This window comes from Acinetobacter corruptisaponis, assembly GCF_030053775.1.
GTDB lineage: Bacteria > Pseudomonadota > Gammaproteobacteria > Pseudomonadales > Moraxellaceae > Acinetobacter > Acinetobacter corruptisaponis.
In genome coordinates, this window is sequence record NZ_CP125669.1 from 2,604,330 (window position 1) to 2,618,073 (window position 13,744).

At 41.4% G+C, this 13,744-nt stretch carries 8 protein-coding genes; 7 read left to right on the plus strand and 1 reads right to left on the minus strand.

Going from position 1 to position 13,744, the window contains the following annotated elements; translation table 11 throughout:
- The first annotated feature begins 4 nt into the window (after positions 1-4).
- The 7 genes from QLH32_RS12405 (at position 5) to QLH32_RS12435 (ending at position 12,223) form a co-directional block, all read left to right on the plus strand.
- Positions 5-2,143, plus strand: coding sequence for a type IV pilus secretin PilQ (locus QLH32_RS12405; protein WP_283269333.1), 2,139 nt, complete (start codon positions 5-7; stop codon positions 2,141-2,143).
- Positions 2,144-2,162: 19 nt separating this feature from the next.
- Positions 2,163-2,723 carry a shikimate kinase AroK gene (gene aroK / locus QLH32_RS12410; RefSeq protein ID WP_283266468.1) on the plus strand — a complete coding sequence of 187 codons (561 nt, stop codon included), beginning with the start codon at positions 2,163-2,165 and terminating at the stop codon, positions 2,721-2,723.
- A 21-nt stretch (positions 2,724-2,744) separates the two neighbouring features.
- Positions 2,745-3,827, plus strand: a complete 1,083-nt coding sequence (aroB, locus tag QLH32_RS12415) for a 3-dehydroquinate synthase (RefSeq protein WP_283266469.1) — start codon at positions 2,745-2,747, stop codon at positions 3,825-3,827.
- Positions 3,828-3,846: 19 nt separating this feature from the next.
- On the plus strand, positions 3,847-4,725 hold the full coding sequence (locus QLH32_RS12420) for a hypothetical protein (RefSeq protein ID WP_283266470.1): 879 nt from the start codon (positions 3,847-3,849) through the stop codon (positions 4,723-4,725).
- A 464-nt stretch (positions 4,726-5,189) separates the two neighbouring features.
- Entirely contained in the window at positions 5,190-9,668 is a 4,479-nt protein-coding gene (gene gltB / locus QLH32_RS12425; protein ID WP_283266471.1) for a glutamate synthase large subunit, read from the plus strand.
- A gap of 71 nt (positions 9,669-9,739) precedes the next feature.
- Entirely contained in the window at positions 9,740-11,161 is a 1,422-nt protein-coding gene (locus QLH32_RS12430; protein ID WP_267980785.1) for an FAD-dependent oxidoreductase, read from the plus strand.
- Between the two features lie 171 nt (positions 11,162-11,332).
- Positions 11,333-12,223 carry a metal-dependent hydrolase gene (locus QLH32_RS12435; RefSeq protein WP_283266472.1) on the plus strand — a complete coding sequence of 297 codons (891 nt, stop codon included), beginning with the start codon at positions 11,333-11,335 and terminating at the stop codon, positions 12,221-12,223.
- A 951-nt stretch (positions 12,224-13,174) separates the two neighbouring features.
- On the opposite strand, the gene QLH32_RS12440 is transcribed toward QLH32_RS12435, so the two are convergent.
- The gene (locus tag QLH32_RS12440) at positions 13,175-13,648 is read right to left on the minus strand and encodes a BLUF domain-containing protein (RefSeq protein ID WP_283266473.1); all 474 of its coding nucleotides are present in this window, start codon (positions 13,646-13,648) and stop codon (positions 13,175-13,177) included.
- Positions 13,649-13,744: the final 96 nt, after the last annotated feature.

A 13,744-nucleotide genomic window follows, 5' to 3' on the forward strand; every position in this document is an offset into this window, starting at 1 on the left:
GACCATGAATCATGCATTCCGTCAGTTTTCTATGGGTGCTGTTGCCGTCGCAATGATACAGGTTGCATCAGCACAAGTGAGTATGACCAATATTGTACCGATGAGTTTAGCTGATCAAGGTACGGAAATCCGTATCATGTTTAATGGCTTGCCTCCCCAACCACAGGCATATCAGCTTGAACAACCTTCCCGTCTAATCCTGGATTTTGATAAGGCACAGCAAAGTCTAAAGCAAACCTCAATTCCTGTCTCAACTAGCGAGGCAAGCTCTATAGAAGTTGCTGCAGATGATCAACGTTCGCGTGTGATCGTAAATTTAAAAGATGCAGGTGCGTTTACTACTCGTGTAGAGGGCAATACGTTCGTTCTCAAAATTAATTCGGCTCGGTCATCTGCAATAAATGTTCCAGCTATATCTCATCAGCCACAACAAGGCGTTTCAAATATTGGTTTTCAGCGTGGAAATCAAGGAGAGGGTTTAATTGTTATTGATTTGTTGGGGAACAATACGCCTGTCGATGTACAGCAGCAAGGCAGTAAGATTATAGTCCGGACGATGGGAAATAAAATTCCAACACATTTAGCTCGTCGTTTAAATACAAATGATTTTGCTACTCCTGTGGCTAGTGTTGATGCGTATAATGATAAAGGTAATGGTGTAATTTCCATACAATCTACTGGTAGTTATGAGTATATGGCTTATCAAGCAGAGAATAAGCTTACTATCAGCTTAAAACGCCCTGAAGATAAATCACCACTTAAAACTAAGGCACAGACCTATACCGGGAATAAAATTTCTTTAGATTTTCAGGATATCGAAGTGCGTCGTGTATTGCAGTTGCTTGCAGACTTTACAGGTATCAATATGGTGGCGGCAGATACTGTGCAAGGTAATATTACTCTTCGTTTAAAGGATGTGCCTTGGGATCAAGCGTTGGATATTGTATTAAAAACCAAAAACCTGGATAAACGCCGTAATGGGAATGTAATTTGGATTGCACCTGTTTCTGAGTTGATTAAAGCAGAAGAAGAAGAAGCTAAAGCAATTGCACAGAGTGTTAAACTAGCTCCATTGCAAACTGAATATATTCAATTAAGTTACGCAAAAGCGGTTGATATTGAGAAATTGATTACTCAAGGTAAAAATAGTAATACGAATAATAATGGCAATTCATCTAGCACAAATATTAGTAATGATACATTAACTGGTGGTTTATTAAGCCCACGTGGTACTGTTTCAATAGATCCTCGCACAAATACTTTAATTATTAATGATACATCTCAGAAAATTGATCAAATTCGCAAAATGATAGATCTATTAGATGTTTCAGTTAAGCAAGTCATGATTGAGGCACGTATTGTCAGTGCAAGTACTGATTTCACTAAAGAAATGGGCGTGAAATGGGGCGTACTTTCACAGGGTATTACTAATAATAGTGACTTATTGGTTGGTGGTAGTGATACGACATTATGGAATCTTAGAAAACCTGAGAAAGATGATGATAGAGGTGGTTGGAAGTATGAGATTGAACGTCCAGATAATCTCAATGTGGATTTGGGTGCTGTAACCCCAGGGGCAAGTCGTATCGCCTTTGGTTTAATTAGCTTGTCTGATTTTATGCTTGATCTAGAGCTTTCGGCTGTACAGGCAGATGGCTATGGTGAAGTGATTTCAACACCAAAAGTGATGACTGCAGATAAACAGCCTGCAAAAATTTCATCAGGTACACAAATTCCTTATTCATCCTCCACAGGTAGTGGTGCAAATGCGGTACCGAAAACTGAGTTTATTGATGCAACCTTGACACTGGATGTCACACCAAGCATCACCCCTGAAGGTAAGGTCATGATGAAGCTGAATATTGCCAAGGATTCAGTGGGTGGTTCAACACCAACAGGCCAACTTATGATCAATAAAAACCAGATAGATACCAATATCTTGGTAGATAATGGTGAAACAGTGGTGTTAGGGGGGATTTTTGAACAGACGAACCAAAATGCACAAACTAAAGTACCATTCTTAGGAGATTTGCCATATATAGGTAGGCTCTTCCGTCGTGATTCCAAGACTGAAAATAAACGTGAACTGCTTATTTTTGTAACTCCGAGAATTGTTAATGACACTTTGACCAGAAATCATTAATATATTTTCAATAGTTGCAATGAATATAGGTGGCGCATTGCCAAGCAAAGCGTTTGAAACCCTACCAAATATTTATTTGGTAGGGCCAATGGGAGCAGGAAAAACGACAGTTGGTCGGCATTTGGCGGAGTTATTAGGGCGAGATTTTCTTGACAGCGATCATGAGATCGAACGGAAAACAGGTGCTACCATTCCCTGGATTTTTGAAAAAGAAGGGGAAGTAGGATTCCGGCTACGTGAAACCAATGTGTTAAATGAATTAACAGCTCGCTCTGCACTGGTTTTAGCAACTGGTGGTGGTGCTGTTACCCAATCTGCAAATCGAGAATTTCTTAAACAACGTGGTATTGTTGTCTATCTTTATACACCTGTAGAACTGCAGCTACAGCGAACCTATCGTGATAAAAATCGTCCATTATTACAAGTCGAAAATCCAGAACAAAAACTACGAGATTTATTGACCGCACGTGATCCTTTATACCGTGAAGTTGCGCATCATATTATTGAAACAAATCAGGGTGCTGCACGTGATTTAGCACAACGGATTCTCCAAATTATTTTATCCCAGTCCGTTCAATGATTTTCTTAGTGGTTTAATTATATGCAAACATTACATGTTGAATTAGGTGAGCGTCGTTATCCAATTTTTATTGGCAGTCATTTAGATCCTAAGGTATTGCTTGAACCTTATTTGCATGGTCGACAAGTGATGTTGGTTTCAAATGCAACAGTAGCCCCTTTATATATGCGGCATTATGTGGATGCACTGACTGCTTTGGATAAACAGGTCGCGCAATGTATATTACCTGACGGGGAGCAATATAAAGATATTCAGCATTTGAACCTGATTTTTGATGCTTTACTTGAAGCTGGCTTTAACCGCGATTGTACCGTATTGGCTTTGGGTGGTGGTGTGATCGGTGATATGGCAGGTTTTGCATCGGCCTGTTTTCAGCGTGGCGTGAATTTTGTGCAAGTGCCAACCACATTATTATCACAGGTCGACTCCAGTGTAGGGGGTAAAACGGGGATTAACCATCCTTTGGGTAAGAATATGCTGGGTGCTTTTCAGCAACCACAAGTCGTGCTTGCAGATATGGCGCAACTCGATACCTTGCCTGACCGTGAATTGTCTGCTGGGTTAGCTGAAGTGATTAAGTATGCCTTGCTGGGTGATGTGGATTTTCTGGTCTGGTTGGAGCAGAACATGGATGCATTGGTAGGACGTGATGCCAACCTGTTGGTGGAGGCGGTATATCGTTCATGTGCCCATAAAGCTAGGATTGTCGCCAATGATGAAAAAGAGCAGGGTGAGCGGGCCTTATTAAATCTGGGTCATACCTTTGGCCATGCCATTGAGTCTTATCTAGGCTATGGAACCTGGTTGCATGGTGAGGCCGTTGCAACAGGTATGGTGATGGCGGCAGATTTGTCCCATCGCCTGGGCTGGATTTCAGCTGAAGATGTGCAACGTACAAAAAAAATCATTCAACGTGCCAATTTACCGATATCATGTCCAAAAATTCCATTAGATGAGTTTCTGGCTTATATGTCACATGATAAAAAAGTCTTAAATGGTCAGTTGCGCTTGGTTTTACTTAAGAAATTGGGACAGGCTGTAATCACCAAGGATTTTGATATTGAGCTCATGAAGCAATCCATTCTTGCGAATCAATCTGCATAATTAAACATTTGGGAAAAGCATGGCTGTGTCACGATCAATCTGGCAAAATATTCAACAGTACAGTTGGCTGGTTTTTGCGTTGGCTTGTTTAATTGCCGCATTGGTTTTTTGGGCGATTACAGATAATAAAGCGTTGGTAGAGGTCGAACAGCCAGCTAAAACTGAAGCACAGGTGCAGATTCAGCCAGAGAAAGTTGCTGCGACCGCCCATTTGGGAGCCCTTTCTGATGAAGTAAAGCCATTGGATTTAACCACACGGGTGGTGGTGTCTAATGAGCATGCGCCTGAATTTCGCGGCACAAAGTTTGTTAAGGAAAATCAGCGTCAATGGACCATGGAAATTTTCCGTAGTTCAGATGAGGCGATTGTGAAAAACTTCCTGTTAAACCGTGCTGATCGGAAAAAGTTTATCTATTTCCGTTTAAGTGGTCAGGACCAGGCTGAGCAGTATGTTTTGGCTTATGGCGTATTTTCGAATTCGGAAGACGCAAACCGTCAATTTACACAATTGAATCTGGTTTTGCCTGAATCTATTCATCCCAAAGCCCAGCAACTATCAACCTATGCTGATTTTGTAAATGATTTGGGTTCTGATGAATTAAAATCTGCTGCAAATCAGTTATATGCGATTCAATTAAAACCAGTAGCTCTTCCGAAAGTTGATGAAACTCTGCTGATTGGTGCCAACACATCACAAAAAACAGTGTTGGCTGGGGGTGAGCGAACATTAAGTGATCCAACGACAATCGTGAAAACGACAGTGACACAACGTGATGCGCAGGGGAATGTTGTGAATGTAAAACAGAGTCAGTCTGCACCTCAACCCACTTCCAGTTCTGAAAAATTAAAAGAAAATTCAGATTCCCAGAGAAGAGAGATCAGTGATCCATTCAACTAATGTTGCACCAATATGAAACAATGTTGATTCTTTTTATGGCATTGTGATTTTTTTTGGTGCAATTTTATTTCTTGGCCTTTAGTTCTTAGTTTCTATAATTTAAAGTTATTTTAATTTTTTTAATGATTTAGTAAATGTGTATTTATTTGGCATATTTTTTGCTTTCTTGTGGTGCTAATTTGTCTGCTCATTGCCCTTTTTTGTGCTAAAAAATTCATTAATTGAGTGAAATGGAAAGTTTTTTATACTTTACAAGTATTTGTTAAAGTGTAATAACTGAAAACACTTTATATAGTGAAATACGCTGATTCTTGTATAAGAAAGGCGTATATTTGCAAATCCGCCAGTGAAAATGTTTTTGCGAAGCATTGAACTTTAAATGAGTTAATCGACAATATCGCAGAAAATGAATTGATTGTTTGTTGCTCGAAAGAGCCATGTTGAAAGAAGGGTACGCTATGCACATGCCATCGCCTAATACTGTAGCTCCCGCTCAAGGTCTATATCAGCCTGATGAGTTTAAGGATAACTGTGGTTTTGGTCTGATTGCCCATATGAAGGGTGAATCAAGCCATCATCTGGTCGAAACCGCGATTCACAGTTTAAGTTGCATGACGCACCGTGGTGGTATTGCCGCAGATGGTAAAACGGGAGATGGATGCGGATTGTTGTTGGCAATGCCGAAACAGTTCTTTCGTGATGAGGCACAGAAATTAGGTGCAAATCTCACTGAGATTTTTGCAGCAGGTACAATATTTCTCAATATTGATCCTGCATTAGCGCAAAATGCCAAGAATATCCTAAATAAGGAAATTGCTGCTGAAGGCCTGACTGTTGCGGCATGGCGTATTGTACCCACAAATAATGATGCTCTAGGTGAAATTGCACTGCAATCGTTGCCTGCATTTGAACAAATTCTGGTTAATTGCCCAATGGGCTTAACTGAGGTTGAGTTTAACCGTAAACTCTTCCTGGCACGCCGTCGTGCTGAACAACAATTACAAAATGATCCTTTGTTCTATGTCACCACTTTGGCGACAACAGTCATCAGCTATAAAGGCTTGATGATGCCAGCAGCAATTGCTGACTTTTATACCGACCTGGCTGATGCACGTTTGACTTCACACATTGTGGTGTTCCACCAGCGTTTCTCAACCAATACCTTGCCGCGTTGGCCATTGGCACAACCATTCCGCTACCTTGCGCATAATGGTGAGATTAACACCATTACTGCCAACCGTAACTGGGCATTGGCACGTACCCCTAAATTTGAAAATCCATTATTGCCAGGTTTAACTGAGCTTAATCCGATCGTAAACCGTACTGGTTCGGATTCATCAAGCTTGGACAACATGCTTGAAATTCTTGTGGGTGGTGGCATGGATCTATTCCGTGCGCTACGTATGCTTGTTCCACCAGCATGGCAAAACGTTGAAACCTTGGATGCGGATTTACGTGCATTCTATGAATTTAACTCTAAGCACATGGAAGCTTGGGATGGCCCAGCAGGTCTGGTGATTCAGGACGGTCGTCATGCCATCTGTATGCTTGACCGTAATGGCTTGCGTCCAGCGCGTTGGGTCATCACTAAAAATGACTACATTACGCTTGCATCTGAAATCGGTGTATGGGGCTATGAGCCAGAAGACGTGGTGTCTAAAGGTCGTGTTGGTCCTGGTCAAATTTTGGTTGTTGATACATTGACTGGCAAAGTGCTGGATACCAAAGATGTTAGCAATCATCTTAAGAACATGCGCCCATACCGTGAATGGTTGCGTGATCATGCGATTCGTTTACAAGCCAATCCACAGCTTGAAGAGCAGTTGCTTGATCAGGGGCTAACAGGTGACAAGCTAAAAGCCGCGCAAAAAATGTTTATGGTGACATTTGAAGAGCGCGATCAACTGTTACGTCCAATCGCAGAAAGTGGTCAGGAAGCAGTCGGCTCAATGGGTGATGATACCCCAATGGCAGTATTGTCCCGTCAAGTACGTCATGTGTCTGACTATTTTCGTCAACAGTTTGCGCAGGTGACCAATCCGCCAATCGATCCATTGCGTGAATCGATTGTAATGTCACTGGAAACTTGCTTGGGCCGTGAACAGAATGTGTTTGAGCAAGGTCCAGAGCATGCAGACCGTATCATCATTTCAAGCCCTGTATTATCAAACTCAAAAATGCAGCAGCTTCGTGATGTCGAAAAAGAGCGCGAAGGCTATGGCGTTGTTGATATTGACCTGAACTATGCTGAAGCTGAAGGGTTGCAGGCAGCAATTGCGCGTATTTGTGAAGAAGCAGCTCAGGCAGTACGTGATGGAAAAACACTGATTGTATTAACAGATAAGAATTTCCGTGAAGGCTTCTTACCTGCGAATTCAGCATTGGCAACAGGTGCCGTGCATCACCACTTAATTAAAACTGGTTTACGCACAGATGCGAACATTCTAGTTGAGACTGGTTTTGCCCGTGATCCGCACCAATTTGCAGTATTGCTCGGCTTTGGCGCAACAGCGGTTTACCCTTACCTGGCTTATGATGTGATCAATGACTTGGTTGCAAAAGGTGAGCTATTGGGTGACCCAATCCATGCGCAAGCAAACTTCCGTAAAGGCATTGAGAAAGGTCTATTAAAAGTTCTTTCTAAAATGGGTATCTCAACAGTTGCCTCTTATCGTGGTGGTCAGTTGTTTGAAGCGGTTGGTCTTTCTTCTGAGGTAGTTGATAAATGCTTCCTTGGTGTACCAAGCCGTATTCAGGGTGCAACCTTTGCTGACCTGGAAAATGACCAGAAAAAATTGGCAAGCACAGCTTGGTCAAATCGTAAACCAATTGATCAGGGTGGTTTGCTTAAATTTGTATTTGGTAAGGAATATCATGCCTTTAACCCAGATGTAATCAATGCATTGCATAGAGCGGTACGTTCTGGTCAATATCAAGACTTTAAAGAATATGCTGAACTGGTGAATAACCGTCCAGTGGCAACGATTCGTGACTTGTTCAAGTTAAAAACAACCGATTCAATTGCGATTGATCAGGTTGAAACGATTGAAGAGATTCTGCCACGCTTTGACTCTGCGGGCATGTCTTTGGGTGCATTGTCACCTGAAGCGCATGAAGCGATTGCGATTGCCATGAATACCATTGGTGGTCGTTCGAACTCAGGTGAAGGCGGTGAAGACCCTGCACGTTATGGCACCATCCGTAACTCGAAAATCAAGCAGATTGCATCGGGTCGTTTTGGTGTTACGCCTGCCTATTTAACTTCTGCTGAAGTGTTGCAGATTAAAGTGGCACAGGGCGCAAAACCAGGTGAGGGTGGTCAGTTACCAGGTGGTAAAGTAAATGGCCTGATTGCACGTTTACGTTACTCAGTACCAGGTGTGACGCTGATTTCTCCACCACCACACCATGATATTTATTCGATTGAAGATTTATCGCAATTGATCTTTGACTTAAAACAAGTCAATCCTCAAGCGATGGTGTCAGTGAAACTGGTGTCTGAGCCAGGTGTAGGTACGATTGCTGCGGGTGTGGCAAAAGCATACGCTGACTTCATTACCATTTCTGGTTATGACGGTGGTACGGCTGCATCTCCACTTTCTTCAATTCACCACGCGGGTTCTCCATGGGAGTTAGGTCTGAGTGAAGCGCATCAAGCGTTGCGTGTGAATGACTTACGTGGCAAAGTCCGTGTCCAAACTGATGGTGGTCTGAAAACTGGTTTAGACGTGATTAAGGCAGCGATTTTAGGTGCGGAAAGCTTCGGTTTTGGTTCTACTCCAATGATCGCCCTCGGTTGTAAATATCTGCGTATCTGTCACTTGAACAACTGTGCGACAGGTGTTGCAACCCAACAGGATCATTTACGTCAAGAGCATTATATTGGCGAGCCAGAAATGCTGATCAACTTCTTCAAGTTTATTGCAGAAGAAACCCGTGAATGGCTGGCTGCATTGGGTGTTGCATCACTCAAAGACTTGATTGGTCGTGTGGACTTACTTGAAGTTTTACCTGGTGAAACTGATAAACATGCACACCTTGATTTAAGTGCATTGTTAACGTCTCATCCATCGGCTGAAGGCAAGGCGCAATATTGCCAAGTTCAAGGCAATGCACCATTTGATAAAGGTGTCTTGGCTGAGAAAATGGTGGCTGAGATGTTACCAGCGATTGAAGCAGGTACAGGCGGTTCATTTAACTTTACTGTAGGCAACTGTGACCGTTCAATCGGTGCTCGTATCTCTGGTGAAATCGCACGTCGTTATGGCAACTTAGGCATGGAAGGCAGCCCTGTTGTAATGAACCTTGTCGGTACAGCTGGTCAATCACTGGGTGTTTGGAATGCAGGCGGTTTGCATATCAAGCTTGAAGGTGATGCCAACGACTATGTTGGTAAAGGTATGGCAGGCGGTCGTGTATCGATCTTCCCACCGAAAGGTTCACCGTTCCAAACGCAAAATACTGCGATTATTGGTAACACCTGTTTATATGGTGCAACAGGCGGTAAGGTCTTTGCAGCAGGTACAGCAGGCGAGCGTTTTGCGGTGCGTAACTCAGGTGCATTTGCCGTGATTGAAGGTGCAGGCGACCATTGCTGTGAATATATGACAGGTGGCGTGGTGACTGTGCTTGGTAAAGTTGGACATAACTTCGGTGCAGGTATGACAGGTGGTTTTGCTTACGTGCTTGACCTTGATAATGACTTTGTCGATTACTATAACCACGAGTTGATTGACCTGAATCGTATCTCTACGGAGTCGATGGAAGACCATAAAGAAAACCTGTTGCGTATTCTTGATGAACATATCAAGGAAACAGGTAGTGCTTGGGCATACAAAATCCGTAATGAATTTGACTTCTATAGTCGTAAGTTCTGGCTTGTGAAACCAAAAGCTGCTAATTTGCAAACGCTTTTGAAAACAACCCAAGCTGATCCACAATAATTCCACGACTGCAACGACATAGGCAGGTGCAGAGATGAATGACATCACTGCGCCTACCCACGGAGAGAGACATGGCAGAACGCCTCAATAATGACTTTCAATTTCTGGATGTACCTCGTCAGGACCCAGAGAAAAAAGATATTACTGTCCGCAAAGCAGAGTTTGTGGAAATTTATAAACCTTTTACTGCGGAAGTGGCGTCAAATCAGACCCACCGCTGTTTAGGGTGTGGTAACCCGTATTGTGAATGGAAATGTCCAGTACATAACTACATTCCAAACTGGTTGAAACTGATTGCTGAAGGTCAAATCTTCCAAGCGGCTGAACTTTGCCATCAAACCAATACTTTGCCAGAAGTCTGTGGTCGTGTTTGTCCGCAAGACCGTTTGTGTGAAGGCGCTTGTACCTTAAATGATGGTTTTGGTGCAGTGACCATTGGTAATGCTGAAAAATATATCAATGATACTGCCTTTGCTTTAGGCTGGCGTCCAGATATGTCTGGCGTGAAATGGACAGATAAAAAGGTTGCGATTATTGGTGCAGGTCCAGCAGGTTTAGGCTGTGCGGATATTCTTGCCCGTGGTGGTGTGAAACCAGTGGTATTTGATAAGCGCCCTGAAATTGGTGGTCTGCTCACATTTGGTATTCCAGAATTTAAAATGGAAAAAGACGTGATGAAGCGTCGCCGTGAAATTTTCACGGGGATGGGCATTGAGTTTCGTTTAAATACTGAAATTGGTGTGGATGTCACGATTGAACAACTGCTTGCTGAATACGATGCCGTATTTATGGGTATGGGAACCTACACCTACATGAAAGGTGGCTTTCCAGGTGAAGACCTCAACGGTGTTTACGATGCATTGGATTTCCTGATTGCCAACGTGAATCGTTGCCAAGGTTGGGAAAAAGATCCAAGTGAGTACATCAGTGTCGATGGTAAAAAGGTGATTGTTCTTGGTGGTGGTGATACAGCAATGGACTGTAACCGTACCTCACTTCGTCAAGGTGCGCATGATGTGACCTGTGCTTACCGTCGCGATGAAAGCAACATGCCAGGTTCTGCTCGTGAAGTGAAGAATGCCTATGAAGAGGGTGTAAAATTCCTGTTCAACCGTCAACCGATCGAGATTGTTGGCGAGAATGGCAAAGTGACTGGTGTGAAAGTGGTGACGACACAGATGGGTGAACCTGATAGTCGTGGCCGTCGTAGTCCTGAGCCAATTCCAGGTTCTGAGGAAGTATTACCAGCAGATGCGGTGTTACTTGCCTTTGGTTTCCGTCCAAGTCCAGCAGACTGGTTTGGTTCAGCGAATGTTGGCTTGGATGGTTCAGGTCGTGTGGTTGCGGCTGAACAGCAAGAGTTCAAGTTCCAGACATCTAACCCAAAAATCTTCGCAGGTGGAGATATGGTGCGTGGTTCTGATCTGGTTGTGACTGCAATCTGGGAAGGTCGCCAAGCTGCTGAAGGAATCTTGGATTATCTTGGTGTCTAATTAAACATTCTATAAGTCGTATTTCAATAAAGCCTGCTTATGCAGGCTTTATCTTTTTCACTTCATCTTTTTGGTAGTTTTGGCAAACCTTATAAGCTTTTTCGCCCTGTCGCTGAGGTTTTTCTGGCGCAATACTCGAAGATGGACTAGGAAATCATGCAGGCAACAACGATGGCTCTTGCAAATACGAATATGGAAAAAACCTATTTAAATCGCCCCAAGGCATTGGGGATTACGGTACGACGGCTACAGTTCAACCCTAAAAAGATAAAACGGCATTATTTTGCCAACTCACCGTTAATGTCACATCTTTTAACCGCACTTTCTTCAACCTTTCCAATTGGTGAACAGTATTTTGTCAACAGTGTTCGCAATGTGCGTGATAAAGTAAGAGACCCACAGTTACAAGCGCAAATTGCTGCCTTTATTGGGCAGGAGGCGATGCATTCCAAGGCCCATACCGAGTTTAATGATGCATGGCGTCGTGATGATTACAATCTGGACCGCTTTCAGGCATGGCTGGCAAAGCGTGATCATGCACTTCGGAATATCCACCCTAAATTACAGTTGGCCTTAACCTGTGCCTTTGAGCATTTTACTGCCATGTTGGGAGGATATGTGCTTAAACATCCAGAAGTCTTGAGCACGCTGGATGATGATGCAATGAAACTCTGGGTTTGGCATGCGATTGAGGAAATTGAGCATCGTTCTGTTGCATTCGATGTGTATCAGGAAATTTATGGTGATGATCGTATTCGCCGCCTGCTCATGCGTAGTGTAACAACAGGGTTTGCGAGCTTAACATTTTATGCCACCACCCGATTGATTTGGCAGGATAAATGGGAAAGTTTGCCCAAAGTTGGTGGAAACCTGTTTGGAATCTATTTATTAGCTAAGATGTTGGTTCAATTGATCCCAGAATACCTTTCTTATTATCAGGCTGATTTTCATCCTGCAAAGCATGACTATACGAAATTGGTGAATTACTGGAAAGCACGAATGGCCGATGAGTATGGCATGATCTCTTTTCAGGAGGAAACAGCTTCAAGACTCTATAGTTGATATTGATTGGGTAAGAGCTATTTTATATATAAAATAGCTCAGTTTTTTTAGATATTTATCTTTCTGTTTCCATGAATACTGAGATTTTGTTGTTTAACATTTTATTTTGATATACTTTTAACAAGTAGTTAATTATAGCTTTTATATTTAAATAACTGGTGAGAGTAATTAAAAACATCAAAATTACTTTTGAATCTAAACTCATAAAAAGAATACTGATGTAGAAAATACTAAGTAATGAAAGAATGAATTTGGTGTTATAAAAGCAATAAGCACAAAAGACACCATATATAAATGCTGAAAGACATAGATTAAAAATGGGAGGAATTCCAATATGGTTGAAAAAAATAATAAAAAGGCATAAAGCAATCGCTGATATGGAAAACACCAGTACATCTTTCAATATATACATACTCTACTCTCACTCTAATTGAACATTAAAAATATTACCCTGTTCTTTCCGCGCTGTAGAAAGAACAGGGTACTCATCTTTGTTATTCGCTACTGTTACTTATTGAGTTTGTAAAAACCTAAAAACAGGGTCGTGAAAGCCAGTTTTTTTATAGATATTCTAATTGAATTCAATAAGTAACGCTTTCTTGCTGAGTTTTTCCATTATAAAAAAGAAGATGAAAGCGAAAATAAGAAATAACTTACATGATTGTAGGAAATGGCTTACATTTGTATAAAAAATAAACAAAATTAACAATTTAGTTTATTACAAAAAGTTTTTATATATCATTTATTTATGGTTGTTTTTTGCTGTTTTGTTTTTAAATTGGTTTTTACAAAAGTGTACATTACTTTAACATTATGAATTTACTGAAAATTAAGGTTTATTTATGTGGGAATAGGGTAATAGGTATGGGTTTTATGAATAAAACAGCAATTTGACGTATCAATTTAAATTACTAAAGCTAAATAAAATTCTATTGAATGGAAAATTAATTTCTATATTAAAGGGTTGACCCCCCTATACTTAAAACCAATTTTTCTCTTTGGCTGTACTTTATTTTGAGTCGCTTTTATTAATGCATTTAAGCATTTGGTTAAGCTTTCTGAATCTAACTGATCAGGAGAAGACTGTTGGTCATTTTGTTCTTTTAAGAATGCTTTTAGGATTGAATTGCGTCGTACATATTTCATTGACCATTCTCTAAAATGACGTTGTTCAATATTTTCTGTTTGTAGATGTATAACCTGATAATGTCGTTCATCAGTCTGGATACTTGTAAAAAGTGTTTCAATGATACTTTTCTCTCCTTCCAGACATTGAAAAAACCTATGGTCGGCATAATAAAGCACACCACAGATATCATGCTGAGCATTAAAATTACGTGCTGTGATGAGAATATCCTGTAATTCCTCCAATAGATTTTCTCGATTTTGATCTCGTTGACTTACATAGCACAAACGGATGATCATTCACTAATGCTCTGAAAAACAAAAAATTATTATAGACTAATATGAAAGGGAAATAGTAAGTTTTCAGATGACTCTATGCAATGATATAAAGATTTC

Coding starts and splice junctions, on each gene's coding strand:
- gltB (WP_283266471.1), top strand. CDS start 5,190: ATGCCATCGCCTAATACTGTAGCTCCCGCTCAAGGTCTATATCAGCCT.
- QLH32_RS12435 (WP_283266472.1), top strand. CDS start 11,333: ATGGCTCTTGCAAATACGAATATGGAAAAAACCTATTTAAATCGCCCC.
- aroB (WP_283266469.1), top strand. CDS start 2,745: ATGCAAACATTACATGTTGAATTAGGTGAGCGTCGTTATCCAATTTTT.
- QLH32_RS12420 (WP_283266470.1), top strand. CDS start 3,847: ATGGCTGTGTCACGATCAATCTGGCAAAATATTCAACAGTACAGTTGG.
- QLH32_RS12440 (WP_283266473.1), bottom strand. CDS start 13,648: ATGATCATCCGTTTGTGCTATGTAAGTCAACGAGATCAAAATCGAGAA.
- aroK (WP_283266468.1), top strand. CDS start 2,163: ATGAATATAGGTGGCGCATTGCCAAGCAAAGCGTTTGAAACCCTACCA.
- QLH32_RS12430 (WP_267980785.1), top strand. CDS start 9,740: ATGGCAGAACGCCTCAATAATGACTTTCAATTTCTGGATGTACCTCGT.
- QLH32_RS12405 (WP_283269333.1), top strand. CDS start 5: ATGAATCATGCATTCCGTCAGTTTTCTATGGGTGCTGTTGCCGTCGCA.